The sequence below is a fragment of the Kribbella deserti genome (assembly GCF_042434725.1).
Taxonomy (GTDB): domain Bacteria; phylum Actinomycetota; class Actinomycetes; order Propionibacteriales; family Kribbellaceae; genus Kribbella; species Kribbella deserti.
This window is the reverse complement of record NZ_JBHLTC010000032.1, coordinates 88,036-112,621: the sequence shown is the minus strand read 5'-3', so window position 1 is coordinate 112,621 and position 24,586 is coordinate 88,036. Positions and strand designations below refer to the sequence as shown.

Below are 24,586 nucleotides of genomic sequence, written 5' to 3'. Positions count from 1 at the left end.
AGCCCTCAGCCACGACCACCACTTGTGGGCGCGACTGGGCGACCAGGCGGGTTGATCCGGCGGGCGAAATCGGATCGTTGTGAAGTCTTCAGGAAGATCCCAGCTTGGCCGGGCACACTCGGTCGCCGGGAAGGCACGGTGGGCAGCGGCCGGACGGCACGGTACCTTGTCCCCCACCCATGGATCGCGCCTGCCCGGAGGACCCGGCGGGTGAGGTGAGGAGAGCTCGGAATGGTCAACAAGACCCATCAGAAGCAGGTCGAACAGCGCCGGGCCGCCCGGCGAGCGGCCCGCGAGGCCGAACGCGCGGCCCAGCGCCGCCGGCTGGCCGTCACGATCACCGCCATCGTGGCCGTGCTCGCGGTCGTGGGCGGAGTCTTCCTGGTGATCGGCCTCGGCGGTGACGACGACGCGCCTGCCGCGAACCCGTCCACCAGTCCGTCGGCTCCGGTCAGCACCGGACCGGCCAGTGCCGAGAACCGGGCCACCTCCATTCCCGCCGCACTCTTCCCAGCACCGAAGCGGGTCACGCCGCTGCCGGCCGAGGTCGACTGCACGTACAACAAGGGCGCGGAACCGGCCAGCAAGCCGGTCGACGCCCCGGCGAACGGCAAGACCCCGGCCACCGGTACCACTCCGGTGACGCTGGCGACCACGATCGGCGACCTCAAGTTCACGATCGACAAGGCCGCGGGTCCGTGCGCGGCGAAGAGCTTCCTCAGCCTGGTCGGGCAGAAGTACTACGACAACACCGAGTGCCACCGGATGACGGTCGGCAAGGGCCTGCAGGTGCTGCAGTGCGGCGACCCGACGGGCCAGGGCAGCGGTGGGCCCGGCTACGCCTTCCAGGAAGAAGCCTGGAAGGAGCTGAAGTACGGCCGGGGCACGCTCGCGATGGCGAAGACCCAGGCCGCCGCCAGCACGGGTAGCCAGTTCTTCATCGTGTACGGCGATGGCTCGGGCCTGACGCCCGACTACACCGCCTTCGGCACGGTGGACGCCGCCAGCCTGAAGAAGATCGACGCGGTGGCCCTCAAGGGCGTGACCCCGGTCAACGGCCCCGGCGACGGCAAGCCGATCACCCCGGTGAAGATCACCTCGGCGACCGCCGCGAGCTGACCGCGCACCAGGCGAGCACGAAACGCGCGAGCCCCAACCAAGCAGGCCTGGGGCCGTGCGCCTCAGCAACATTGCAGTGCCACCCAACTGGCCGACCACTCCTGGTCGGCCAGTTGGGCTTTCGGCATCCAGAAGTACAACCGGCCGGCATCACCCCAGCTCATCCCGATCTCTGGCTGGGAGTCGATCTGGAGCAGGAGCCGCCAATCCCGCGCTCCCTCGGTCAGCGGCACTTCATCGAGCTCGGTATAGCCGTCGAACCCACTGCTGGCGAGCTGGCACATCAGCTGCATATCGCCCTGCACCGCATCGGGATGCCCGAGCAGCCGATGCTTCATGGCCGAGGACGGTTCGGCCAGCCGCTCCAGCACTCCGCTGTAGGTAGACGTGTCCTCCGGGCTGAGCCCCAGTGCTTCGATCTCGGCCGATTCGCACGGCACGAAGGTCGGCTCCGGCACCGGCCGCAGGCGCAACGCGCCGAAGCGCCCGCCGACAGGCAACCCAGGCGGCGCCTCACGCCGGACAAGCACGGCGTCCGGCGGCGTGTAGAGCACGGCCCAGCCGCCGCGATCCTTCGGGTCACAGCCCCAGACGCCTGCGTTGGTCTCGTAGAAGAACGAAAGCAGGCCTCGCTCGGGCAAGACCTTCCCCAGGTCGCAGGCATGCGTTTCGGCCAGGTCGATTTGAGCCACGAAGGCGAGTGGTACGCCGTTCCAGTCAGGCCAGGCGGTCGCGGCGGGCAGGTCCGGCCGCCCGCCGAGCCGGGACCCGCCCAGACGGTGAACGGTCACCTGCTCGACGAGTAATCGCGCACTGGCCCGAACCAGGGTGAGCAGTCCCGTCGCCTGCGGCCCGAGACCGGCCGCGCTCAATGCTTTGACGTAACGCGTGATCGAGGTTTCCATGCCAGGGAAGATGCCGTCGAAAACAGCGCCCGGCGGAGTTATCCACAGACGAATTTCACCCGGCGCGATGGTCCTGGGCAATTCGCACCGCGCCGGTGCCTTCCTCGGCCAGGGCATCGTCCGGATTCAGCAGGTAACACGCCTTCATCGACAGGCAACCACAGCCGATGCAGCCGGTGAGTTCTCGCTGCAACCGGTCGATCTCGGCCTTTCTCGCCTCCAGTTGGGCATGCCACTGCTTCGACAGCCGGCGCCAGTCGCGCACGGTCGGCATGCTGTCCATCGGCAACGACTGGAAGACCTCGCTCACGTCGGCGAGCCCGATACCAAGCCGCTTCGCGACGACGATCAACGAGATCCGGCGCAGCATGTGGCGCGGATAGCGGCGCTGATTCCCGCCGGTGCGCTGCGAAGCGATCAGGCCCACCTGCTCGTAATGGTGCAAGGCCGCGATGGTCACGCCGGTGCGCCGCGCGACCTCACCGATCGGCAGCAGGTCATCGGGCTCCACCGCACCTCCACATTGCACTCGGCCGAGGTATGGGCTTGACCTCAGGTTCACCTGAGATTTTAGCGTGGCGGACATGTCCACAATCAAAGACTCCAAGCCCGCCACCTGGGCCGAACTGCTGGGGCCCGCCCGGCTGAGCACCTCGCTGGTGCTCGCGGGTGGTGTCGCCCTGCACGCGATCAACATCTTCCTCACCACCAGCCTGTTACCCACAGCCATCGAGGAGATCGGCGGCGAACGGCTTTACGCGTGGAGCACCACCGTCTTCATGATCGCCTCGGTGATCTCGTCGATGTTCGTCAGCAGGTTGCTGATTCGTCGTGGCCCGCTCGTGGCCTATCTGACCGGCCTCACGCCGTTCATCGTGGGCACACTGATCAGCGCGGCCAGCCCGACGATGGCGGTGCTGCTGGCCGGCCGCGCCGTCCAGGGCATCGGCGGCGGGTTGCTCGCCGGACTCGGTTACGCCGTCATTCGCAGCGCCTACCCGGAACGGCTGTGGGCCAAGGCAACGGCACTGGTCTCGGCAATGTGGGGCGTGGGAACACTTGCCGGACCAGCGATCGGGGGCTTGTTCGCGCAACTCGGCAGGTGGCGCATGGCGTTCGTACTGCTGGCCGCGCTCGGCCTGCTGATCGCCGTGATCGCGCCACGCGCATTGCCACGCGCCGAAGTCGCCACCTCCGCCGACGCGGTCCCGCTGACATCTCTGGTCCTGCTCACCGTTGCCACCGCCTTGATCAGCCTGGCCGGCATCCTCACCGAGCCACTGCAGATCGCAGGGCTGATTCTCGCCGGAATCGTGGTCGTCATCGGCTTCGTGCAGTGGGAACGACGTGCGCCCGCGCGGGTTCTGCCCGTCAGCACCTACACCGCGCGATCCACCTTGAAGTGGAGCTACCTCGCGGTCGCCGTACTCGCCATGGGCACGGTCACTGAAGCCTTCACTCCGCTGTTCGGGCAGCGCCTCGCCGGGCTGTCCCCACTGATCGCGGGATTCCTCGGGGCAGCGGTTTCGCTCGGGTGGTCGGTGACGATGTTGTTCAGCTCCGACGTCACCAAGCCCTCGACACTGCGCCGGATGCGCATCGGCGGGCCACTTGTCTTGGCCGCTGGTCTGGCGATCACTGCCGCCTTTCAACGCGAGGACGCGAGCGCGGGACTCGTGGTGATCTGGGCGCTCGGCCTGGTCCTGGCCGGTGCCGGTATCGGGATCGCCTTCCCGCACATCGTTGTCGCCGTCATGAGCAGTACGCCGGACGAGGATGAGGCGAGCAAGGCCGCGGCCGGGATCAACACCGTCGAGTTGATGGCGCTGTCGTTCGGTTCCGCGATCGGCGGCGTGCTGGTCAACCTCGGCGGCGGATCGATGCTGCACTCCGCGCAGTACCTGCTATTCGGCTTCGCCGCCTTCGCCGCGGTCGGCGGACTGTTCGCCAGCCGCTCCGATCCTCGCCCCGCCACGATCGACTGAACAGCGCCAACCGCGGGGGATCCCTACAGATCCCCCGCGGTTCGTCGAACGTCAGGCCAGCTGGCCGTACTTCCAGCGCGGCCAGCCGAGCAGGGCGTCGATCTGGACCATGCCCGCCTGCTCCAGCAGTTGCACCGGCTTGTCGTCGAAGTGGAACAGGCCCGTCTTCGGATCACGCGCCTCGGTCCACGCCCGGTCGGAGTAGGCCTTCATCATCGCGCGGTAAGCCGGGTTGGGCGCGACCGTCTCCAGGATGAACAGGTTCTTGAAGTAGATCGAGTTGAACCGCGACGGCTGCTTCCAAAGCCGGTCCTCGCTGCCGTAGAAGGCCAGCGAGGCCGCAGCGACCGCCTTCGCGTTGTCGAGGTACTTCTTTTCACCAGTCGCCTTGTAGAGCAGCGTGGCCGCGCCGATCATGACGCCCTGGTTGTAGCTCCACTGGGTCTTCTCAATGTTGCCGGCCAGGTCGATGTGGTCCCAGTACAGGCCGTTCGGCGCCAGCATGCACTTCTGCGTCCAGTCGTACATCTTCTTCGACCAGGTCAGGTAGCTCTTCTGCCGCGTCAGGAGGTACAGGTGCAGACCGAGCTCCGCGCCTGGGCCGTTCGACACGGTGTTGCGGTCCTGGCTCCAGGGCGCCTGAGTCCAGAACACACCACCCGCGCAGGGATGCGCCGGGTTGTCGTCCCAGCCGTAAACGACCAGGTCGAAGATCTCCTTCGCCCGCGCGAGCGACGACCGGTCGCCCGTGCGCTTGAAGTGCTGGATCAGGTTGAGGCCGATCCACTCGTTGTCGTCGTAGAACTTGTCGCCACCATGACCGAGGGGCGGCCGCAGGTACGAGTCGTACCCCTTCGGCGTGGTCGTGGTGTTCCAGTACGGCTCGTAGCCGTCCAGGCGCCTCTCGGCCTCCGCGGCCCACTTGTGGCCTCTACCGGGCGTTCCGGCCAGGTTCTCCGCCGCGATGACCGCCTGGGAGTATGGCCAGATGTAGGAGTACGGATTGCTCTGGTGGTTCGGGTACTCCTCGAGCAGCAGACCCTTGCCCGCGTCGAAGTAGGTGTTCAGCGCCTCGTACGACGCTGCGGCGCGATTTGTGGCGCTTGCGGCCGCCACTGCCTCACTGCTCTGACTTGCCGACACAGCCGGCGCCTGGAGTGCGGCCAAGACCGCCACACCCACTAGACCTCCGGCCAGCGTCCTGGTGAATCTCAACCCTCTGCGCATCGAACGACTCCCTCGGCGGATTGACATCGATGTCACGTTTTAGCCCGCACAGCAGGACACGTCAATGGCCAAGCGATGCTGAAAAGCCGATCTGTCGGGAACTGGACAGGCCGGCGGTGCTAATCAGAGCCGAACAGGATCACCCAAAGTTGAACCAGCTCGACCGCAGCCGCAGCCTGTAGCGGACCTGTTCACCAGTGAAGGTCCGCGTGCCGGCCGAACCGGTCACCTGGACGCGCAAGGCCCGGCCACCCCATTCGCCGTATCCGTTGCGGGAGCTGACAACGATGCTCCTGAGGGTGCCGACACCGAACACCCGTTCGGCCGTTGCACGCTCCACCGTCACCTGCCAGCGGTTGTGCGGATTGCCCGCGTGACCGTCGTACGGATCGGCCTTGCCGACCTGGTACGGCTGATCCCCTGGCGCGGTCTGGCCGCCGCTCGACGCCGAGAACTCCGCGATCACCGGTACGCCGTTGCGCACCCGGATCACCCCGGCGGTATCGGCGATCGCGGCGTCGGTCGACGCCACCTCGGCGCCGTACCCGCCGTAGACCTGGCACGAGACCGTGTCGCACAGGTCGTAGTCGCGCGTGGCCCGCAGCCGCCGGTGGTACGCCGAGTAGGTGCGGGCGGCAACGGCCTGCGCCTGCAGGGCCTCCCGTCGCCACGAGGTGATGGCCTCCCGCGGTACGACGCCACGCAGGTAACTCTCCAGCGGTACGACGTTGATCGTGTCGAGGCTGCTGCCGTTGCGATCGGCCGTTCGCAGCGCGCCGCGATAGCCGACCTGACGGCCACTCGGCAGCACCAACGCCGTCACGGCTGGTCCCTCGAACTGCGCCATGCCCTTGAAGATGCTGCGACCGTTCCAGACGACCCATTGCCTGGTAGGCGCCCAGTAGTACCTCAGGCGGGTCTGGGAGGTGCCGTACGGATCGATCGACCAGGAGGTGATGTTCGACGACCTGGGCAGGGTCCAGACCGTTCCGTCACCCAAGTCGCGAGCACGCAGGCCGTTGACCGCAACAACCCGCAGGCCGTCGGTCGTGTCCGCCGTCAAGTGGATCCGGATCGTCCCGCCTGCCTGGGCACGTGTCGTTCCCGGGTAGTAGAAGTTCATGATCTCGGTGGAGGACTTACCGGCGAGGGCCGCACCTTGCGCGCCGTACTGCGACATGCCGCGACCGTGACCGTAGCCGCGACCCTGGATCACCAAATCCCCTGCTGCCAAAGAGGCCGGGGCGGCCGGAGTAGCCACTGGCGCGGCGGGCATCACCAAGGTCGTTGCCAACAGCAACGCGACGGAACCACTCATCGGAATATGACCTTCGCTCGGTTGTTACGGGAGTTCCACTCGATCCGGCCGCCCTGGAAACGCTGGGCCAGACCGCCACGGACGTGATACGGACTGGTCGTCGGCAGCCCCAGGCGCGACCGCTCACCGCCAACCCGCAGGTAATGCAGCATGATCACGCCGTACATCGCTTGTACGCCGGTCGATCGCGACCAGTAGAGGGCGGCCCGAGTCCCCTTGTGCTGGAAGTCCTGCACCCGGGTGCCTCTGCGGCGGCCGTCCTTCTCTTCACTGGCTGGAAGTCCCAGCGGGCCGTACGCGTAGCCGAACTGGCGGTAGCGCTCGCGGAAGGCGCCGCGGACCGAATGCGTGCCGGTAGCGCGAGACCAGTACACGTCGCCATACCGGAACCAGGTACTCCGGCCGGCTCGGGTTGGATGCTCGCCCCAGAAGGGTTCGCCAAGACCCCCAGCCGCCTTCGCATACCGGTAGATCGGGGTCGCGGCGCCATGACCCATCAGGGCGCTCACTCGCTTGCGGAGGTCATCCAGCTTCGCGTAGACGTTCTTGCCCGGGCAGGCCGTCGCCTTGGTATCGCGATGGCCGGAGATCGAGTCGAACGTCGCGCCGTTGATGAGGGCCTTGCCGTACGGCGAGCGGTAGTACGCGTCCATCTTCCAGGCGATCACCTGGGCGGTCATGTCGAGCATGGCCGACGACGGGTGGGCCCGCTCGAAATTGCCGATCAGGCTGACACCAAAGGAGTCCGCGTTGAACCTGCCAGTGTGGGCTCCGAGGACCGGTAGGTGCATGCCGCCGGCCCTACCCTCGAAGGCCTGTCCGTACTTGTCGACCAGGAAGTTGTAGCCGAGGTCGCACCAGCCGCGGCCCTTCACGTGGTACGCGTACATGCTGCGGATCATCGCCGCCGACTGCGCCTTCGTGTACTGGTTCGAGTCGGCCGTGTGATGGACGAACGCCGCCCGGATCGTGCTGGTGTAGCGAGGAGTCGCGCAGGCCACACCGTTGTGAGATCGCAGCGACTCGTCCGCGCCCCAGCCTTGCCTAGTAACGATTTTCGGCATCGGGAACGGGGCTGGCCCGCTGGACGCGTCGTACACCTCGCCGCCCGCTGTAGCCATCCGCGCGGGCTCATCCTCGGGACTTGCGCCCGGGTCGATCAAAACCACCTTGCCGTCCCGAACCGGCTGGCCGTCCGTAGTCGTCAGTGAGACCTGTACGCCGGTCGAGAGGCCTACCCAGAGCGGTTCCGTGCCGGAGCGGCTGTGCGCATCCGTACCAGCGTCGGGCCCGTGCTCCTCCTCAACGTGCAGCCGATGCCAGGGGCTCCACTGGCCCTCCGAGAAGACGCTGACCTTCGCGACCACCCGAGCCGCGTCAGGCTGGTACGGCCAGGTGACGCCGACCAAACGGAAGGGCTCGGTCGCAGGATCGCCGGCCGTCGCGTACGCCGTACCAGGGGCGTTGCGGATGTCCAGCTCAACGTACGACGACTTGACGGGCTCGCGAACGCCCCAGGCGTCGATGGTGGCGCCCGGCGGGCCATACGGCACAAGAAGAACCAGACCGGCGGTGAGAATCGCGACCAGCCGGGAGGACCTGCTGAACCTGCTCATCATGGCGGCCTTTCGGCGGCAGAGGGCGGTCCACCTGGGGCGTTACGGCTGTTGCTGGTGTGAGGAATGGGTTTGTTGTGACAGCAGTAACTGATTATGCGCTATGAGTCATGTCCTGACTAGTGGGGTGGACGGGGAGATGGGCTGGTCCGACTGGGTAGGCTCGGGGCTAACACCCACCGAGGAAGGCCCGTCATGAAGTGGATTTTGCTCATCGCGGTGATCGCCATCGCGGTGATGGCGTATCGCTCGTACCAGCGCACCCAGCTCCAGGCGAAGAAGAAGAACGAGATCACCTCGGCCGAGCTCGCCTCGGTGAAGAAGACCGCCGAAGAGGACATCACCAAGTTCGGCGAAGAACTGCAGGACCTCGACCTCGACATGGTCGGCAAAGACCTCGGTGACGGCGCACGGCAGGACTACCAGCGGGCGCTCGACGCCTACGAGTCGTCCAAGCAGGCCCTCGACGCTGTAACCGAGGCCGACCAGATCAAGCACGTCATCGAGATTCTCGAGGACGGCCGCTACGCCTCGGCCTGCGTCCGCGCCCGGGTGAACGGCGAGCCGCTGCCGCAGCGCCGCCCGTCGTGCTTCTTCAACCCGCAGCACGGCCCCTCCACCGAGGACGTCACCTGGGCCCCGCCCGGTGGCGCGCCGCGTGAGGTCCCCGCCTGTGCAGCCGACGCCGAGCGCGTTCGCGCCGGTGCCGACCCGGACGTCCGCAAGGTCATGGTCGGCCCGCAGCGGGTGCCGTACTGGGAGGCCGGCCCGGCCTACTCGCCGTACGCGCAGGGCATGTTCGGCGCCCTCGGCGGTGTGATGACCGGCATGTTCATCGGCACGATGCTCGGCGGCATGTTCGCCGGCGGCGGCTACGGCGATCTCGCCGGCGGCGGCTTCGACAGTGTCGACGCGGGCGGTTTCGAGGGCGGCGGTGACGACTTCGGCGGCGACGCGGGCGGCGACGGCGGCGGCTGGTCGGACGGCTTCGGCGGCGAAGACGGCGGCGGCTTCGACTTCGGCGGCTTCGAGTAACCCACGCAGCAACAAGAACGGCCGGCATCCCCAAGCGGGATGCCGGCCGGTTCTCGTTCGAAGGCTAGTTGCGCAGGTGCAATCGGCGGGCGGCTTCGGCGACGGAGCCTGAGACCGAGGGGTAGACGGTGAACGCGTGCGCCACCTGGTCCACCGTGAGCCGGGCCGCCACCGCGATCGAGATCGGGTGGATCAACTCGCTGGCGCGCGGCGCGACCACCACGCCACCGACCACGATGCCGGTGTTCGGCAGGCAGAAGAGCTTCACAAAACCATCACGAACGCCTTGCATTTTCGCCCGCGCGTTATCGGCCAGCGGCACCTTCACCACCATCGCCGTACTGCCGCCCGCGTCCAGCGCCGCCTGGGTGACCCCGACGGTCGCGATCTCGGGCGCGGTGAAGACGTTCGACGACACGGTCTGCAGGTCGAGCGGCTGGACCGCGTCGCCCAGCGCGTGCGACATCGCGATCCGCCCCTGCATCGCGGCGACCGAGGCCAGCATCAGCACGCCGGTGCAGTCGCCGGCCGCGTAGACGCCACGCGCGGTGGTGCGGGACACCTTGTCGGTTTTCACGAAGCCGCCGTCGGCCAGCGACACGCCCGACTCGACCAGGCCCATGTCCTCGGTGTTCGGCAGCGATCCGACCGCGAGCAGCGCGTGCGAACCCTCGACCGTGCGGCCGTCCGTCAGCGTCACCACGACGCCGTCGCCGACCCGCTTGACCGATTCGGCGCGGGACTTGCCGAGCACGGTCATACCGCGGCGCATGAAGACGTCCTGCAGCACCTCGGCGGCGTCCGCGTCCTCCCCGGGCAGCACCCGGTCACGGCTCGAGACCAGCACCACGTCGCTGCCGAGCGCGTCGTACGCGCTGGCGAACTCGGCACCGGTGACACCCGAGCCGACCACGATCAACCGCTCGGGCAGTTCCTGCAGCTCGTAGACCTGTTCCCAGGTCAGGATCCGCTCGCCGTCGGGCTCCGAACCAGCCAGGATCCGCGGCCGGGCCCCGGTGGAGATGAGGATCACGTCCGCCTGGAGCCGCTCGTCCGTGCCGTCGACCAGCACGGCGTCGGGCCCGTCGAGCCGGCCACGGCCCTGGATCACGCGGATGCCGTCGCGCTCCAGGCGGCGGCTGATGCCGTCCGACTGGGCCTGAGCGAGCCGCTTGACCCGGGCGTTGATGACCGAGAGATCGACGTGCACGGAGTTCGCCGGGTCGTCGTCCCCGTCGTCCACCCGGACGCCTAGTTCACCTGCCTCCTCGACCTGGGTCATCACCTCCGCGGTCGCGATCAGGGTCTTGCTCGGCACACAGTCCGTCAGGACCGCCGAACCACCGATCCCGTCGGTGTCCACGACCGTTACCTCTGCTCCCAGCTGTACCGCGGCATGCGCCGCTTCGTACCCGCCGGGACCGCCTCCGATGATCACAACTGACGCCACGAGAGGCCATTGTTCCGTATCGTGTGATTCCGTGAACCTGTACGCCGCGTTTGCGTCGAATCTCGACCCGAATCAGATGGCCGAGCGTTGCCCCTATTCCCCGCTGCGCGGTACCGGCTGGATCGTCGGCTGGCGCCTCACGTTCGGCGGCGAGGAACTGGGCTGGGAGGGCTCGATGGCGACGATCGTCGAGGATCCGACCGACCCGGGCAACCAGGTCTTCGTCGCGCTCTACGACGTCAGTCCGCAAGACGTCGAGCGGCTGGACGAGTGGGAGTGGCTCGACCAGGGCATCTACCAGAAGATCAACGTCCGGGTGCAGACCCTCGACGGTGAGCAGCTCGCCTGGGTCTACGTGCTGAACGCGTACGAGGGCGGCCTGCCGTCGGCGCGGTACCTCGGCATCCTGGCCGAGTCCGCCGAGGCCGCGGGCGCTCCCGACGACTACGTGGCGGCCCTGCGCGCCCGGCCCTGCAACTCCTCCGGCCACTGACAGCGCCCGCCGCCTGAGCTCAGGCGGCGCCCAGGGCTCGAAAGCGACGCGTCGGGCCCCACGGTGACAGTGTTGCTGCGACGGTATCGTCAGGGCGTGACCGCTGACCTGACCACTGACCAGCTCCGTTCCGCCGCGCACGCGTGGCTGGCCGAAGACCCTGATCCCGACACCGTCGCCGAGCTGCAGGCCGTGCTCGCGGTGGGCGACGAGCCCGGGCTGATCGACCGGTTCGGCGCCAAACTCGAGTTCGGTACGGCGGGCCTGCGTGGCGCGGTCGGCGCCGGGCCCAACCGGATGAACCGGATGGTGGTGATCCGCGCCGCCGCCGGGCTGTGCGCCTATCTCAAGGCCAACGGCCTGACCGACGGCCCGGTCCTGATCGGGTACGACGCCCGGCACAAGTCCGACGTGTTCGCGCAGGACACCGCGGCGGTGGTTCGCGGCGCCGGCCTGGACGCCGTACTGCTGGACCGGGCGCTGCCGACGCCGGTGGTCGCCTTCGGTATTCGCCACCTCGGCGCGGTCGCGGGCGTGGTCGTGACCGCCTCGCACAACCCGCCGCAGGACAACGGCTACAAGGTCTACCTGGGCGACGGGTCGCAGATCGTGCCGCCCGCGGACATCGAGATCGCCGCCGCCATCGACGCGGTCGGCCCGCTTGCCGACGTACCGCGCGGGGACGACTGGCAGACCATCGGCGACGAGCTGCTGCAGGCGTACCTGGACCGCGTTGCCGCCCTAGTACCGGCGGAAGCACCTCGGGCCATCAACGCCGTCTACACCCCGCTCCACGGCGTCGGGCGCGATCTGGTCGTCGCGGCCGTGCAGCGCGCGGGATTCGCCGTACCGAAGGTTGTGAGCTCGCAGGCCGAGCCGGACCCGGACTTCCCGACCGTGTCGTTCCCGAACCCGGAAGAGCCCGGCGCGATCGACGCGGCGCTGGAGCTGGCCCGGGCCGAAGGCGCCGACATCGCGGTAGCCAACGACCCGGACGCCGACCGGTGTGCCGTGGCGGTACCGGATCCGACGGCCGAAGGCGGTTGGCGGATGCTGCGCGGGGATGAGCTCGGCGGGCTCTTGGGCGAGTTCCTGCTGTCCGCGCGGCCAGAAGGCGTCGCGGCGTGTTCGATCGTCTCGTCGTCGCTGCTGTCGAAGATCGCGGCGTCGTACGACGTGAGGTTCTACGACACCTTGACGGGCTTCAAGTGGATCGGGCGCGTCCCGGAACTGGTCTTCGGCTACGAAGAGGCCCTCGGCTACTGCGTGGACCCGGAGGCCGTGAAGGACAAGGACGGCATCTCCACCCTTGTGCGGGTGCTACAGCTTGCCGCGGGAGCGAAGGCCGAAGGGCGGACGCTGCTCGACCTGCTCGACGACCTCGCCGATCGTTACGGGCTGCATGCGACGGATCAGTTGTCCGTTCGGGTGGAAGACCTCAGCCTGATCGTGGACGCGATGACCCGGCTCCGGGCGACGCCGCCGTCGGTACTGGGCGGACTGGCCGTGCAGCAGGTGGACGACCTCAGCCTGGGTGCGGCCGGTCTGCCGCCGACCGAAGGCTTGCGCTACCAGCTGGAAAGCGGCGCGCGTGTCGTCGTACGGCCGTCAGGGACGGAACCGAAGCTCAAGTGCTACCTCGAGGTCGTAGTGCCGGTCGAGGGCGGCGACGTGGCCGCGGCGCGCGTACAAGCCGCTAACCGGCTGGCCGCGGTGAAGGCGGATTTGGCTGCTGCGGCAGGGATCTAACCCTCGCGCGAGTAGCCGCCGCGCCGATCAGGACCTGAGCTACCGCACGGGTAGCAACGATCGGTCCCAATTCGCTTGGTCACCTTCCTGAGTACTGGAAGACAACAAGGCGAATAGAGACCGATCGTTGCGTGCGCCTGGGGCAAAAAAGCCTAGGCGGGCTGGTCGACGGTGAGGGAGGTTTTCAGCGAGGCCAGCAGGGTTTTCAGGGTGCTGGTGGACTGCATCAGGGCCTCGCGCTCGATCGGGTTGCGCTCGGCGAGATCGGTGATCTCGCTGATGCTCTCCTCGACCCGGGCGATCCGGTCGGCGGGGCTGCCCTCGCCGCTGGTCGCGCGCCGCAGGGCGTCGGAGGTGAGGGTCCAGACGTCCTCGGTGTTGCTCCGCCGGGACAGGTCCAGCATCTGCCCCAAAGCGTCCAGATCGTTGGAGATCTGGGTCCGCTCGGCGGGAGTGCCGATGCCCTCGGTCGCCTTGCGTAGCCGGACGACATGCGCGGCCAGGGATGCCGCACTGCAATCGCCGCGCTGAATCTGGTCCAGCACCTTGGTGTACTCGGTGTTGAACTCGTCGTAATTCACGATCCGTAACTCCTGCCGTTGTCTGTGCGCGACAAGACTGTAAGGCCAATCAGCCCGCAGACCACCGTAACCAGCCGGTAGCGTTCTGTTGCGCCCGCACGCGTCCGATGAATCGTAGGGCCTGCCTACGCTTGCGAGCATCCAACGACGGTCACCCGTCCGGAGTCACCGGCGGAATGCGTCAGCTTGGCCTCAATGCAGGATCCAGGTCACCGTGGCGAGCACGATCAGGCCGGCCAGCGCCGCCAGTTCGGGCGTGGCCCAGCGGCTGGAGATCTGCCCGGTCGAGGTTTTGGCGTAGCGCTCGGCGTGCTGCTCGATCCGCTCCACCACGAAACCGGCCCGGGAAACCGAGTCGTCGGCACCGCTCGAACCGCGCACACGCTGCTTGCGCATGTCCCGCATGATCAGCTGCACGCCCGGCGCGCGCAGCCGCTTGCCCGGGGTCTGCACCACCACGATGTCGGCGATGTCCGCGCTCTCGACCAGGCTCCACGGCACGTCGTGATCCCTGATGTGGTTACGGATTCGCAACAACTCCGGCGTCAGCACGATCGAGGGCCGGATCAGGCCCACGTAGGTGACCACCATCAGCGCGCCGATCACGGCCGCCGCGGTCAGGCCGGCCAGCGAGCGCCACTCGATGATGATGTCGATCCAGCCGAGCACGCCGATCGCGATCACCACCACCCCGGTGATCCGGTTCGAGTGGGTCACGTAGTGCTCGTTCTCGTTCGGTGCAGACTTCACCGGGACAAGGTAACTCCGACTCCCGAAACCCCATAGACTGACGCAAGTGACCACCGACACGCTCGCCGACGTGACCTCATCGGAGGACCGCCTCCGCCGGTTCCTGCATGGGTTGCCCGGGGTCGACCAGGTCGGCGCCGAGGCCCGGGCCGCGATGCTCGGCACCCGGTCGATCAAGACCTCCGCCAAGGCCTACGCGCTGGACCTCGCGATCCAGATGATCGACCTGACCACGCTGGAAGGCCAGGACACCCCCGGCAAGGTGCGCGCCCTGTGCGCGAAGGCCCGCCGGCCCGATCCGGCCGACTCCACCGCGCCGCAGGTCGCCGCCGTCTGCGTGTACCCGGACCTGGTCGCGACCGCGAAGTACGAGCTGCGCGGTTCGGGGATCAACGTCGCCAGTGTCGCGACGGCCTTTCCCAGCGGGCGTTCCAGTCTCGCGATCAAGCAGCAGGACACCCGCGACGCGGTGGCCGCCGGTGCCGACGAGGTCGACATGGTGATCGACCGGGGCGCGTTCCTGTCCGGGCGCTACGGCCTGGTCTTCGACGAGATCGTGGCGATCCGCGAGGCCGCCGGTGACGCCCACCTGAAGGTGATCCTGGAGACCGGTGAGCTGGTCACCTACGACAACGTGCGGCGCGCGTCCTGGCTGGCGATGCTGGCCGGCGCCGACTTCATCAAGACCTCCACCGGCAAGGTGTCCCCCGCGGCCACGCTGCCGGTGACGCTGGTGATGCTGGAGGCCGTCCGGGACTACCACGAGGCCAGCGGCCTGCACATCGGCGTCAAGCCCGCGGGTGGCATCCGTACCGCCAAGGACGCCATCAAGTACCTGGTGATGGTGAACGAGACCGCCGGGCCCGACTGGCTCGACCCCGAGCTGTTCCGCTTCGGCGCGTCCAGCCTGCTGAACGAGTTGCTGATGCAGCGCACCAAGATGAAGACCGGGCACTACCCGGGCCCCGACTACTTCACGCTGGACTGATCTCGATGAGCAGATTCGAATACGCACCCGCCCCGGAATCCACCTCGATCGTCGACATCAAGTCGTCGTACGGGTTGTTCATCAACGGCGCCTTCGTGGCGGCGACCGAGGGCAAGCCGTTCAAGTCGGTCAGCCCGGCCACCGAGGAGGTCCTGGCCGAGATCAGCGAGGCCGGTCCGGCCGACGTCGATCGCGCGGTCAAGGCCGCCCGCAAGGCGTTCGAGAAGACCTGGGGGCCGATGGCGGGCCGCGATCGTGCGAAGTACCTGTACCGGATCGCCCGGATCATCCAGGAGCGTGCCCGCGAGCTGGCGGTGCTGGAGTCCCTGGACAACGGCAAGCCGATCCGCGAGTCGCGCGACGTCGACGTACCGCTCGTCGCCGCGCACTTCTTCTACTACGCCGGCTGGGCCGACAAACTGGAGTACGCCGGGTATGGCACCCAGCCGCTCGGCGTGGCCGCCCAGGTCATTCCGTGGAACTTCCCGTTGCTGATGCTCGCGTGGAAGATCGCCCCGGCGCTGGCCGCGGGTAACACCGTTGTGCTGAAGCCGGCCGAGACGACCTCGCTGACCGCGCTGGCCTTTGCGGAGATCTGCCAGCAGGCGGAGCTGCCGCCGGGTGTGGTCAACATCGTCACCGGCGCGGGCGAGACCGGTCGGGCCCTGGTGAACCACGAGGGCGTGGACAAGGTCGCCTTCACCGGCTCGACCGACGTCGGCCGCGCGATCGCCCGGGATGTTGCCGGGAGCAACAAGAAGGTCACGCTGGAGCTCGGTGGCAAGGCGGCGAACATCGTCTTCGAGGACGCGCCGATCGACCAGACCGTCGAGGGCATCGTCAACGGCATCTTCTTCAACCAGGGCCACGTCTGCTGCGCGGGTTCGCGGCTACTGGTGCAGGAAAGCGTCTACGACGAGGTGTTGTCCCGCCTCAAGCGGCGGATGGCCACCCTGCGCGTCGGCGATCCACTCGACAAGAACACCGATGTCGGCGCGATCAACTCCGCCGAGCAGCTCGCCAAGATCCGCGAGCTGTCGCAGGTCGGCGAGGACGAAGGCGCCGAGCGCTGGTCACCCGAGTGCGAGCTGCCCACGCAGGGATTCTGGTTCCCGCCGACGGTGTTCACCGGGGTGTCCCAGGCTCACCGGATCGCCCGCGAGGAGATCTTCGGTCCGGTCCTGTCGGTGCTCACGTTCCGCACCCCGGCCGAGGCCGTCGAGAAGGCCAACAACACGCCGTTCGGCCTGTCCGCCGGCGTCTGGACCGACAAGGGCTCGCGCATTCTCTGGATGGCGAACCAGTTGCGCGCCGGCGTCGTCTGGGCCAACACGTTCAACCGCTTCGACCCGACCTCGCCGTTCGGCGGCTACAAGGAGTCGGGGTACGGCCGCGAGGGCGGTCGCCACGGCTTGGAGGCCTACCTTGCCCAGTAAGGAAACCGCGCGGCTCGATGTGCGCAAGACCTACAAGCTGTACGTCGGTGGGGCCTTTCCCCGCAGCGAGTCCGGCCGGTCGTACGTGGTGAACGATGCCAAGGGCAAGTTCCTGGCGAACGCGTCCAAGGCCAGCCGCAAGGACGCCCGGGACGCGGTCGTCGCGGCTCGTAAGGCCTTCGGCGGCTGGTCGGCCAAAACCGCCTACAACCGCGGCCAGATCCTGTACCGGATCGCCGAGGTGATGGAGGGCCGGCACGAGCAGTTCAGCGCCGAGGTGGCCGCGAGCGAGGGCATCGCGATCGGCAAGGCCCGCGCGCTGGTGGACGCCTCGATCGACCGCTGGGTCTGGTATGCGGGCTGGACCGACAAGATCGCCCAGATCGTCGGTTCGAGCAACCCGGTCGCCGGGCCGTACTTCGACTTTTCGTTGCCCGAGGCAAGCGGTGTGATCGCCGTACTCGCACCGCAGGACTCCAGCCTGCTCGGGCTGACCAGCGTGATCGCGCCGGTGATCGCGTCGGGTAATACCGCCGTGGTGGTCACGTCGTACGAGCGTCCGCTGCCCGCGATCACGCTCGGCGAGGTGATGGCGACCTCGGACCTGCCCGGTGGCGTGGTGAACCTGCTGACCGGGTCCGCGAGCGAGATCGCGCCTTGGCTGGCGAGCCACCTGGACGTGAACGGTATCGACCTGGCCGGCATCGACAACTCGGTCGAGGCCCGCGAGCTGGAGGCCGCCGCCGCGGAGAACCTCAAGCGCGTCCGCCGTCCCGGCTACGAGGACTGGACCGCCGACCAGGGCATCTCCCGGTTGACCCAGTTCCTCGAGGTCAAAACCGTCTGGCACCCGATCGGCATCTAGCCGGCCTCACCGGACCTGCGTGCGGGTGAGGATCGGCGCCGGGTCCGGGTGGCAGGCGGCCGGGGCCTTCACGGTGCCGAAGGCGATCTTGATCCGGGCCACCAGCGTCAGGCCCGGATCGTCGTGGCTGGTTCCGGCGGGCCCGGTCTCGATCGTCGTACCGGCACGACCCGCGACCAGCCACATCGTGAGTTTGGGCAGCTGGTACCGCGAACCACCCGCGATCGGCCCTGGCACCTTGATCGTGACGACGTCACCCGAAACCTCCAGGTACGGCGCCGCACCGATCCCGGCACCACCGGTCAACCGGGCTGACGTCAGCTGGGAATTCGCCGGGACCCGGAACCGCAGGGACAGATCGCGCAGCTCCCGCAGCCGGAATCCCCGGATCTCCGACGGCACCTCCCCTGGTTCGAGATCAACCACGACCGGGAACGTCGCCCCGGCCAGGATCTGCCGCGGCGCGGTGGCCCGGACGTTCTCCCGGAACCGGAAGTGCTTGTCGCCCATCGGGGTTTGGGCCCGGCAGGCGTACGGCAATTCGCCCGCCGGGGTCTGGTTCGTGGCAGCGGCCGGAGTCGTCGTACCGGCGAGGAGCAGGACCACCAAGCCGAGGGCAAGGTGCGAGCGCTGAGTAGCCATGTCGCTACCCTACGAAGTCAACGCCCGAAGAGGAACCACGATCCGACGCTAGCGAGCGCGAAAACGACCGGCAACGAGAGCCAGGCCATCCACTTCGAGGACCCTTGCGATGAGGCCGCGACCACGACCGTACCGGCCTCGGCAGCGGGCATCTGGGTCGGCAGTTCCGTCATGGTGGCCTCCTGGGTCTCCTGCCCCTCTTTGCTGGACTGAGACGGCACGGCGGTCCGCTGGGCGGCCAGAGCAGGTGCCTCGCGTTCCAGCCGGTAGGCCTCCGCTTCCAGCTTGGTCGCGAGGCTGTCGGCATGAGGCCAGCGTTCGTCGACGCGATAGGCCAACGTCCGCGCGAGCAGGTCGTCGATCTCCCCGACGGCATCACCCAGTAACGGCCGAAGGCTGGGCGGATCGAGATCGGGATCGCGCGCGACCACATCGCCGATGGAAGACGTCACATACGGCGTACGACCGGTGAGCAGCGCATAGGTCACGCCACCGATCGCGTAGATGTCGGCCCGCTCATCGAAACCGCCGTCGCCCCGGCCCTGCTCAGGCGACATGTACGCCGGAGTACCAACGGCCTGGGTCAGTCCGGACGCCTCCGCGAGGCTCTTGGCCAGACCGAGATCGGCCAGTACGACCCGATGCGTGCCGCCGCCCGATTCCGCGCCGGAACTCTTGCGCAGCAACAGGTTGGCCGGCGTGATGTCACGGTGTACGACGCCTTCGGCGTGCAGCGCGGCGGCCGCCCGGGCCACGTCGGCGCCCCACCAGAGCGCGTCGGCGGGATCGACCGGGCCGGCGGCCAGGATGTCGGCCAGCGAGCCACCGCCGATGTAGTCCATCACGAAGTACGGACGGCCGTCGGGCAGTTCCCCCAGGTCGAAGACCCGGACCACCCGGTCACTGGCGATCCGCCGCATCAACCGCGCTTCCGCCAGGAATCGCTCCCGCACGTCCGCGCGGGAGGCCCAGTTGTCGGCCAGCACCTTGACCGCGACGTCGACATCGAGATCGTCGTCGTAGCCCCGCCAGACCGTGGCGAAGGCGCCAGCACCGATCTTCGAGTCCAGCCGGTAGCGTCCAATGACTTCCATCGACGGATATTCTCGTGCATTGGAGGGGCTTGTGCCCGCATTGATCCGGAAACAACCTGGGGACGGAACTTGAACGACGACCTTGAGGTGCTGGCAGCCGCTGCCGCCGCCGGTGACGAGCCCGCCCTGGCGGAGCTCCTACAGCGCGTCCGGCCACAGGTGCAACGCCGGGTCGCGAAGTTCCTGCCGTGCCGGGAGGACGCCGAGGAGGCCGCCCAGGACACGCTGATGGCAGTCGCGACGAAGATCCACACCTTCAAGGGCACCGGCTCGTTCGCCGGCTGGCTGACCATCGTCGCGACGAACTGCGCCCGGCAGACCTACCGCTCGCTCAAGCGGCGTTCGGTCGAGCGTTCGGCTGAGGTGCTGCCCGAGGCCGTCGACCCGCGGACCACCTCCGTGATCGCCGGATCGCGCCTGGACCTGCTGGAGGCGCTGGACCACCTGGAGGCCGACCACCCGCAGTTGGTCCAGCCCTTGGTCCTGCGCGATCTCGGCGCTTTGACGTACGCCGAGATCGCCGCCGAACTGGATGTGCCGCTGGGGACGGTCAAGGCCCGCATCCACCAAGCCCGGAAGCAGGTGGCGGAGCGCTTGACCGCCCGCTGATCAGCGCATGTGCTTGTGCTGGGCTCCCGGGTCGATGGCCTGGGCAGTCCGCTGAGTCGCTAGTGCCGTCACAGGGACGTCCATCCACTTCTGCAAGATCTGGACGGCCTGAGTGCGCTCTGCGGCCGGTAGCTGGTTGATGTTCGATCCGTGGTTTCCGTTCGGCACGGTGAACCAGTGCGAATCGCGAGTACCTCGGCCCGGCTCGAACCGCTCAGCGCTCCACGGATCGTTCTCGCCGTACACGAAGAGCATGCGGCTTCCCGCGGCCGACAGCCACGCCTGTACGTCGAGCATGGCCAGCGGGTCGTGCCGCGGCTCGATCGCGTCCGGTACGGCGGCAGGCGCGTCACCGGCCTCCTTGTAGCGCAGCAGGCCCCGTAGCCAGGTGGTCCGGCTGGCAACGTCAGGCCAGTTGAGTTGGTGCGTCGCCTGGAAGTAGTACGGGAGGAACCCGGCCGTGCCCTCGTCCGTGTAGAACCCCCAGCCTGCAACCTGGTCGAAGAAGTCGAACAACTCCTGGTCCGTCGCGGTGGCAGAACCCGGCACACTCGGGCAAGCGGCCTGGTTCGAGTACTGCCAGAAGGCGAACGGCGTGTCGAGTACGGCCGCTTCAAACGCCCGGTCCGCCGTACCGAATGTGTCCTCGTAGGTGAAGCCGTTGGCCTTCGCGTGCGCCTCCAGCTTCGCCACCATCGCCGTACGGCGCAGGAGCGCGTTGCGCTGGGCATTACGCAAGGCGGCGTTGCAGGCCGGATCCGTGCCCGCCTGTTGGATGAACCCGACGTAGCTGTCGGCCTTGTTGAACACGTCGTGCGGCGCCACGTACGCGACAGTGGCGTCCACGTCGTTCGGGTAGAACCGGCGGTGGTAGACCGAGGTCATCCCGCCCTTGCTCGCGCCGGTGTTGACCCACTTGGCGCCGTACAAGGCCTTCTTGAACGCCTGGGCGATCCGGTGCTGGTCGGTCGCGGCCTGCCAGATCGTGAGCTTGGACCAGTCCTTGCTCGCCGGAGTGGAGGTGTTGAAGAACCGCTGCTCCACATTCAGCTGGTTGGCGTCGAGCAGTCGGGTCGGCTCGCTGGTGAAAGCGCCACCGACACCGCCGTACCCCGTGGTGTGCAGCACGGTCGGCCGGTCGAATCCGCGATGCCACAAGGTGACCCGCTGCTCGAAGGTCTCCCCCTGCGGCTTGCGGTGGTCCGCGGGCTGGCGGTACTGCAGCACGAAGAAGGGCTTGCCGCTGACGACGGTGGCACTCTGCACCCGCAGGCCGGGAATGGCGGCGAGCTTGGCGCGCACCTCCTCGACCGGGTCCAGCGCGGTCTGGGTGGCGTTGTACGCGGGCACCGGTACGGCGTTCGCCGGTGCGGCGGTCAGCGGGATCACGGGTAACAGGGCGGCCACGGCCAGGGCGGTGATACTACGCGGGCGGAGCATACGTCTCCTCGTACTCGGCGGTCCCGGACCGGCCTCACGCCTGGCCCGAGCCCCGACCCTAAGCAGTCCACCGCCACGAGGGAAGACGCCGCCGTCGCAACAAGGGTTTGCCGCCACGCCTTGCGTTGCCGAACAGAAACAACCAAATCGTGCGAGCCGGCGTCGTACCGGACAGACAGCAAGCACACACATCTCTTGGGGGAACAACCATGCGTCTGCAGCTCAAGCGCGCCATCGGCATCGCGGCCCTCGTCGGCCTGGCCGGCAGCGGCGCCGTCGCTACCGCGGCGAACGCGGCGGAACCGAACCCGTCCGTCGTCGCCACCCAGGCCGCGTCCGTCGCTCCGCTGAAGGTGACCGCGTTCCAGCGCCACCTCTGGGGCCAACTGGACTACTACTCCGTCAGCACCGATGCGCCGAAGGGCTGGCGAAAGACCCAGCTCGACGTGGGCATGGCCCGGTTCACCAGCCCGAACAAGCTGTGGAACCTGCGCGTCGACGGCGACCTGGAAGGCCGCGACCCCCGGACCTTCAACGCGGCGATCAACGCGAAGATCAAGGCATTGCGCGGCACCAAGAACTTCCGCGTCCTCTCGATCGTCGACGGCAGCACCAAGTCGCTGCAGTACGGCGGGTACTACCCGACGAAGACGATGACCTACACCTACACCGACGCCTCCGGCGCCAAGCGACTGGTCATTCACCGCGTCTTCAACCCGATCGGCCACCACCGGGTGACCGAAGGCGAAATCAGCGCCGGCGGCCGGGTGACCGACCACGTCGGTCTGCATAAGGTCGTGGACCGCGCTACCGGCGCTTACACCATCGCCGGCTGACAGCAAGCATTCGTTCGTCGGAATCCGCCGGCTCGGCGGACCAGTACCTGTGAGCGGTCGGCAGAGGGCGGATTCCGACGAATGAAGGCAAGCGTCAGGAGCGCGGGCCCAAGGGATCTTCGGGTGGTGGGGCCGGGAGACGACGGGTGGAGTCGGTGAGGGAGCGTTCGGGCAGCCAGAGCACGAAGGTGCTGCCGACACCGAGTTCGGAGTGCAGGGCAACGGAACCACCGTGGCTTTCCACGATCTGGCGCACGATCGCGAGACCGAGGCCCGCGCGGCGTTCGCCAGTGGACGCGCCCGTCGAGGCCGGGACCGTGGCCGGGGGCTGACGTTGGCCCGAGCGGAAGAACCGGTCGAAGACCCGATCCGCGTCGGCTTCAGCGATTCCCGGGCCCTCGTCCCGTACGGCGATCCAGGCCCAGCCGCCGCGACTACCGACTGCCAGCACGAGTTCGCTGCCACCCCGGGCCAGCCGTACGGCGTTCGACAGCAGGTTGTCCACTGCCCGCCGCAACGCCTGGGCGTCCCCGGCCGCGATCGGCCCGGGCGCGAGACGCCGTACCAGCTGGAGTTCGCGATCCTCGGCCAGCAAGGTGTATTCCTCGGCCGCTTCGCTCGCGATGGCGGCCAGATCGATATCGGCGTCCACGAAAGCGGGCGAACTACGCCGAGCGGACGCCAGCAGATCCTCCACCAGCCGGGTCATGCGCTGGATGGCCCGGCCGACGATCGCGGTGGCCTGGGCCCGATCGGCCGGTGGGGTGTCGTCGTGAGCCAGTACGGCGTCGACGTTCGCCTGGATCACCGCGAGCGGGTTACGCAGTTCGTGCGAGGCGTCGTCCACGAGCTGGCGCTGCGCGATGAACGCCTCTTCCAGCCGGTCCAGCATGCCGTCAACGGTGTCGCCCAGCGTGCGTAGTTCGTCCGGCGGTCCGGTCAGCGAGATCCGCCGGGACAGGTCGGTCGCCGTGATTTCCTGCGCGGTGGCGGTGATCAGGCGAACCGGACGCAGGGCCCGGCCGGAAAGCCACCAGCCGGTGCCGAGACTGACCAGGAACAGTACGCCGATGGCGATGGCTGAGTAGTCGCGGAGGTTCTGCAGGGTCTGGTAGTTCACTGCGGCCTCGACAGCCGACAGCTCCGCCGCCTCGATCGTCTGGCCGGGCTTGATGTGCAGTTCCCCGTCGGAGCCCTTGTACATCTTCTTCACCGGAAAGGCGTTCAGCTCACGCGCGTCGGTCATCGACGACAAGGCGAAGTAGACGCTGCCGAGCATCAGGGCCGACAACGCGATCAGCACGGCCGAGTACGTCACGGTGAGGCGGAAGCGGACCGTGCGCATCCAGCCGGGCAGACGGTTCATGTCTCGCTCCGTAGTCGGTAACCACGGCCGATCACCGTTTCCAGCAAGGGTTCTTCGCCGTCGAGCGTGAGCTTGCGCCGCAGCGTGCCGACGGTGACACGCACGCTCTGGGTGAACGGATCGGCGTTCTCGTCCCAGACGTGTTCGAGCAGTTCCTCGGCCGAAACCACGTGGCCGGGGCGGGACATCAGATAGCGCAGTACGCCGAATTCCTTCAGCGTGAGCGACAACTCGCGACCGGCCCGGCTGGCAAGGTGGCGCGCGCTGTCCAGGACCAGGTCACCGACTTCCAGCAGGGCCGAGCCGTTCGTCACGTCGCGGCGCAACAGAGCCCGGATTCGCGCGAGCAGCTCGACCAGCGCGAACGGCTTCGTCAGGTAGTCGTCCGCGCCTTCGTCCAGCCCGGCGACCCGATCCGCGAGGCTCGCCCGGGCCGTCAGCATCAGCACCCGCAGGTCCCGCCCGGAAGCCACCTCGATCTCACCGCGCCGAACCGCCCGGCAGATGTCCAGGCCGGTGGTGTCGGGCAGCGTGATGTCGAGAATGGCGAGGTCGTACGCCGTACTGGCGAGCTTTTCCATCGCCTCCTGGCCGGTCCCGGCCGCGTCGACGGCATAACCGGCCCGGCCCAGTCCCGAGCGCAGCGCGCTGACCAGGCCTTCCTCGTCCTCAACCACCAGTAATCGCACCTGACCAACGTAACCGGCAGCGGCGGTTAGGCGGGGATGGGCTTTCGCTGACTTTTCGGTTCGCTTTCCGGTCGTTTTCGCGCCCCTTTGATGATGTGGAGCCCATCGAGTTCACCAATCGAAGGAGTTGGTCCAGATGATGAAGCTGACCGCGAGCAAGCGACTGCTGATCGGCGGCGCGGCCACCGCGGCCGTTGCCCTGGGCATCGGTGGGGTCGCCTTCGCCGCGGGTGGCGACGACCCGGGCCGCCAGGAGCAGGGATACGTAACGATCGTGGAGAACCCGACGGCGGACACCCCGGCGCCGGCTGCTGATCGGGACTGCCCGGAGAAGGGCGGTTCGCAGGGCGCTCAGAACGGCGCCCAGGGCAGCGCTGAGGGGCAGGCGTGACG

The 24,586-nt window shown here is 68.1% G+C and carries 24 protein-coding genes; 11 read left to right on the top strand and 13 right to left on the bottom strand.

The window, feature by feature from the left end; translation table 11 throughout:
- Positions 1-231 precede the first annotated feature (231 nt).
- Positions 232-1,119, top strand: a complete 888-nt coding sequence (locus tag ACFFGN_RS25085; RefSeq protein ID WP_380051988.1) for a peptidylprolyl isomerase — start codon at positions 232-234, stop codon at positions 1,117-1,119.
- Positions 1,120-1,181: 62 nt separating this feature from the next.
- Here the strand turns inward: ACFFGN_RS25085 and ACFFGN_RS25080 are convergent, their stop codons facing one another.
- Both ACFFGN_RS25080 and soxR read right to left on the bottom strand, forming a co-directional pair.
- Positions 1,182-2,024, bottom strand: a complete 843-nt coding sequence (locus tag ACFFGN_RS25080) for a YwqG family protein (RefSeq protein ID WP_380051985.1) — start codon at positions 2,022-2,024, stop codon at positions 1,182-1,184.
- A 55-nt stretch (positions 2,025-2,079) separates the two neighbouring features.
- On the bottom strand, positions 2,080-2,610 hold the full coding sequence (gene soxR, locus ACFFGN_RS25075; protein WP_380052173.1) for a redox-sensitive transcriptional activator SoxR: 531 nt from the start codon (positions 2,608-2,610) through the stop codon (positions 2,080-2,082).
- Between soxR and ACFFGN_RS25070 the strand changes: the two genes are divergently transcribed.
- Positions 2,609-4,009: an MFS transporter gene (locus tag ACFFGN_RS25070; protein ID WP_380051982.1), complete on the top strand. Its 1,401-nt coding sequence runs from the start codon at positions 2,609-2,611 to the stop codon at positions 4,007-4,009. The genes soxR and ACFFGN_RS25070 overlap by 2 nt on opposite strands.
- Before the next feature lie 51 nt (positions 4,010-4,060).
- Here the strand turns inward: ACFFGN_RS25070 and ACFFGN_RS25065 are convergent, their stop codons facing one another.
- The 3 genes from ACFFGN_RS25065 to ACFFGN_RS25055 all read right to left on the bottom strand — a co-directional run bounded on the left by ACFFGN_RS25065 (position 4,061) and on the right by ACFFGN_RS25055 (position 8,170).
- The gene (locus ACFFGN_RS25065) at positions 4,061-5,125 is read right to left on the bottom strand and encodes a glycoside hydrolase family 76 protein (protein ID WP_380051979.1); all 1,065 of its coding nucleotides are present in this window, start codon (positions 5,123-5,125) and stop codon (positions 4,061-4,063) included.
- Positions 5,126-5,375: 250 nt separating this feature from the next.
- Positions 5,376-6,554, bottom strand: a complete 1,179-nt coding sequence (locus ACFFGN_RS25060; RefSeq protein ID WP_380051976.1) for a SpoIID/LytB domain-containing protein — start codon at positions 6,552-6,554, stop codon at positions 5,376-5,378.
- Positions 6,551-8,170 (bottom strand): N-acetylmuramoyl-L-alanine amidase, encoded by a 1,620-nt coding sequence (locus ACFFGN_RS25055; protein ID WP_380051973.1) that lies wholly within the window; start codon positions 8,168-8,170, stop codon positions 6,551-6,553. The genes ACFFGN_RS25060 and ACFFGN_RS25055 overlap by 4 nt, the downstream gene beginning before the upstream one ends.
- A gap of 195 nt (positions 8,171-8,365) precedes the next feature.
- On the opposite strand from ACFFGN_RS25055, the gene ACFFGN_RS25050 reads away from it, so the two are divergent.
- A complete protein-coding gene (locus ACFFGN_RS25050; RefSeq protein WP_380051970.1) occupies positions 8,366-9,205 on the top strand; it encodes a hypothetical protein in 840 nt (279 codons plus the stop codon).
- A gap of 64 nt (positions 9,206-9,269) precedes the next feature.
- On the opposite strand, the gene ACFFGN_RS25045 is transcribed toward ACFFGN_RS25050, so the two are convergent.
- Positions 9,270-10,655 (bottom strand): NAD(P)H-quinone dehydrogenase, encoded by a 1,386-nt coding sequence (locus tag ACFFGN_RS25045; protein ID WP_380051967.1) that lies wholly within the window; start codon positions 10,653-10,655, stop codon positions 9,270-9,272.
- 31 nt (positions 10,656-10,686) lie between these two features.
- Here ACFFGN_RS25045 and ACFFGN_RS25040 point away from each other — a divergent pair, with 31 nt between their 5' ends.
- Positions 10,687-11,148: a gamma-glutamylcyclotransferase family protein gene (locus tag ACFFGN_RS25040; protein WP_380051964.1), complete on the top strand. Its 462-nt coding sequence runs from the start codon at positions 10,687-10,689 to the stop codon at positions 11,146-11,148.
- Positions 11,149-11,256: 108 nt separating this feature from the next.
- The gene (locus ACFFGN_RS25035; RefSeq protein WP_380052170.1) at positions 11,257-12,897 is read left to right on the top strand and encodes a phospho-sugar mutase; all 1,641 of its coding nucleotides are present in this window, start codon (positions 11,257-11,259) and stop codon (positions 12,895-12,897) included.
- 152 nt (positions 12,898-13,049) lie between these two features.
- On the opposite strand, the gene ACFFGN_RS25030 is transcribed toward ACFFGN_RS25035, so the two are convergent.
- Positions 13,050-13,478, bottom strand: coding sequence for a hypothetical protein (locus tag ACFFGN_RS25030; protein WP_380051961.1), 429 nt, complete (start codon positions 13,476-13,478; stop codon positions 13,050-13,052).
- A 192-nt stretch (positions 13,479-13,670) separates the two neighbouring features.
- Positions 13,671-14,228, bottom strand: coding sequence for a PH domain-containing protein (locus ACFFGN_RS25025; protein ID WP_380051958.1), 558 nt, complete (start codon positions 14,226-14,228; stop codon positions 13,671-13,673).
- 46 nt (positions 14,229-14,274) lie between these two features.
- Between ACFFGN_RS25025 and deoC the strand changes: the two genes are divergently transcribed.
- Genes deoC through ACFFGN_RS25010 form a run of 3 tightly spaced genes read left to right on the top strand, consistent with a single transcriptional unit; the run spans position 14,275 to position 17,517 of the window.
- Positions 14,275-15,216, top strand: a complete 942-nt coding sequence (deoC, locus tag ACFFGN_RS25020; protein WP_380051955.1) for a deoxyribose-phosphate aldolase — start codon at positions 14,275-14,277, stop codon at positions 15,214-15,216.
- Between the two features lie 5 nt (positions 15,217-15,221).
- Entirely contained in the window at positions 15,222-16,652 is a 1,431-nt protein-coding gene (locus tag ACFFGN_RS25015) for an aldehyde dehydrogenase family protein (RefSeq protein WP_380051952.1), read from the top strand.
- Positions 16,642-17,517, top strand: a complete 876-nt coding sequence (locus ACFFGN_RS25010; protein WP_380051949.1) for an aldehyde dehydrogenase family protein — start codon at positions 16,642-16,644, stop codon at positions 17,515-17,517. The genes ACFFGN_RS25015 and ACFFGN_RS25010 overlap by 11 nt, the downstream gene beginning before the upstream one ends.
- 6 nt (positions 17,518-17,523) lie before the next feature.
- Here ACFFGN_RS25010 and ACFFGN_RS25005 read toward each other — a convergent pair whose 3' ends face one another.
- Entirely contained in the window at positions 17,524-18,159 is a 636-nt protein-coding gene (locus ACFFGN_RS25005; protein ID WP_380051946.1) for a hypothetical protein, read from the bottom strand.
- A gap of 17 nt (positions 18,160-18,176) precedes the next feature.
- Positions 18,177-19,253: a serine/threonine-protein kinase gene (locus ACFFGN_RS25000; RefSeq protein WP_380051943.1), complete on the bottom strand. Its 1,077-nt coding sequence runs from the start codon at positions 19,251-19,253 to the stop codon at positions 18,177-18,179.
- A gap of 69 nt (positions 19,254-19,322) precedes the next feature.
- On the opposite strand from ACFFGN_RS25000, the gene ACFFGN_RS24995 reads away from it, so the two are divergent.
- A complete protein-coding gene (locus tag ACFFGN_RS24995) occupies positions 19,323-19,862 on the top strand; it encodes an RNA polymerase sigma factor (protein WP_380051940.1) in 540 nt (179 codons plus the stop codon).
- Here the strand turns inward: ACFFGN_RS24995 and ACFFGN_RS24990 are convergent, their stop codons facing one another.
- Positions 19,863-21,302 carry a S28 family serine protease gene (locus tag ACFFGN_RS24990; protein ID WP_380051937.1) on the bottom strand — a complete coding sequence of 480 codons (1,440 nt, stop codon included), beginning with the start codon at positions 21,300-21,302 and terminating at the stop codon, positions 19,863-19,865.
- 209 nt (positions 21,303-21,511) lie between these two features.
- Between ACFFGN_RS24990 and ACFFGN_RS24985 the strand changes: the two genes are divergently transcribed.
- A complete protein-coding gene (locus ACFFGN_RS24985) occupies positions 21,512-22,138 on the top strand; it encodes a hypothetical protein (RefSeq protein WP_380051934.1) in 627 nt (208 codons plus the stop codon).
- Between the two features lie 94 nt (positions 22,139-22,232).
- Here ACFFGN_RS24985 and ACFFGN_RS24980 read toward each other — a convergent pair whose 3' ends face one another.
- Positions 22,233-23,504 (bottom strand): sensor histidine kinase, encoded by a 1,272-nt coding sequence (locus ACFFGN_RS24980; RefSeq protein WP_380051931.1) that lies wholly within the window; start codon positions 23,502-23,504, stop codon positions 22,233-22,235.
- On the bottom strand, positions 23,501-24,193 hold the full coding sequence (locus ACFFGN_RS24975; protein WP_380051928.1) for a response regulator transcription factor: 693 nt from the start codon (positions 24,191-24,193) through the stop codon (positions 23,501-23,503). The genes ACFFGN_RS24980 and ACFFGN_RS24975 overlap by 4 nt, the downstream gene beginning before the upstream one ends.
- Before the next feature lie 136 nt (positions 24,194-24,329).
- Here ACFFGN_RS24975 and ACFFGN_RS24970 point away from each other — a divergent pair, with 136 nt between their 5' ends.
- Positions 24,330-24,584: a hypothetical protein gene (locus ACFFGN_RS24970; protein ID WP_380051925.1), complete on the top strand. Its 255-nt coding sequence runs from the start codon at positions 24,330-24,332 to the stop codon at positions 24,582-24,584.
- The last annotated feature ends 2 nt before the right edge of the window (positions 24,585-24,586 follow it).

Coding starts and splice junctions, on each gene's coding strand:
- ACFFGN_RS25015 (WP_380051952.1), top strand. CDS start 15,222: ATGAGCAGATTCGAATACGCACCCGCCCCGGAATCCACCTCGATCGTC.
- ACFFGN_RS25005 (WP_380051946.1), bottom strand. CDS start 18,159: ATGGCTACTCAGCGCTCGCACCTTGCCCTCGGCTTGGTGGTCCTGCTC.
- ACFFGN_RS25000 (WP_380051943.1), bottom strand. CDS start 19,253: ATGGAAGTCATTGGACGCTACCGGCTGGACTCGAAGATCGGTGCTGGC.
- ACFFGN_RS25055 (WP_380051973.1), bottom strand. CDS start 8,170: ATGAGCAGGTTCAGCAGGTCCTCCCGGCTGGTCGCGATTCTCACCGCC.
- ACFFGN_RS24990 (WP_380051937.1), bottom strand. CDS start 21,302: ATGCTCCGCCCGCGTAGTATCACCGCCCTGGCCGTGGCCGCCCTGTTA.
- soxR (WP_380052173.1), bottom strand. CDS start 2,610: ATGTCCGCCACGCTAAAATCTCAGGTGAACCTGAGGTCAAGCCCATAC.
- ACFFGN_RS24980 (WP_380051931.1), bottom strand. CDS start 23,504: ATGAACCGTCTGCCCGGCTGGATGCGCACGGTCCGCTTCCGCCTCACC.
- ACFFGN_RS25080 (WP_380051985.1), bottom strand. CDS start 2,024: ATGGAAACCTCGATCACGCGTTACGTCAAAGCATTGAGCGCGGCCGGT.
- ACFFGN_RS25050 (WP_380051970.1), top strand. CDS start 8,366: ATGAAGTGGATTTTGCTCATCGCGGTGATCGCCATCGCGGTGATGGCG.
- ACFFGN_RS25085 (WP_380051988.1), top strand. CDS start 232: ATGGTCAACAAGACCCATCAGAAGCAGGTCGAACAGCGCCGGGCCGCC.
- ACFFGN_RS24970 (WP_380051925.1), top strand. CDS start 24,330: ATGATGAAGCTGACCGCGAGCAAGCGACTGCTGATCGGCGGCGCGGCC.
- ACFFGN_RS24985 (WP_380051934.1), top strand. CDS start 21,512: ATGCGTCTGCAGCTCAAGCGCGCCATCGGCATCGCGGCCCTCGTCGGC.
- ACFFGN_RS25060 (WP_380051976.1), bottom strand. CDS start 6,554: ATGAGTGGTTCCGTCGCGTTGCTGTTGGCAACGACCTTGGTGATGCCC.
- ACFFGN_RS25070 (WP_380051982.1), top strand. CDS start 2,609: ATGTCCACAATCAAAGACTCCAAGCCCGCCACCTGGGCCGAACTGCTG.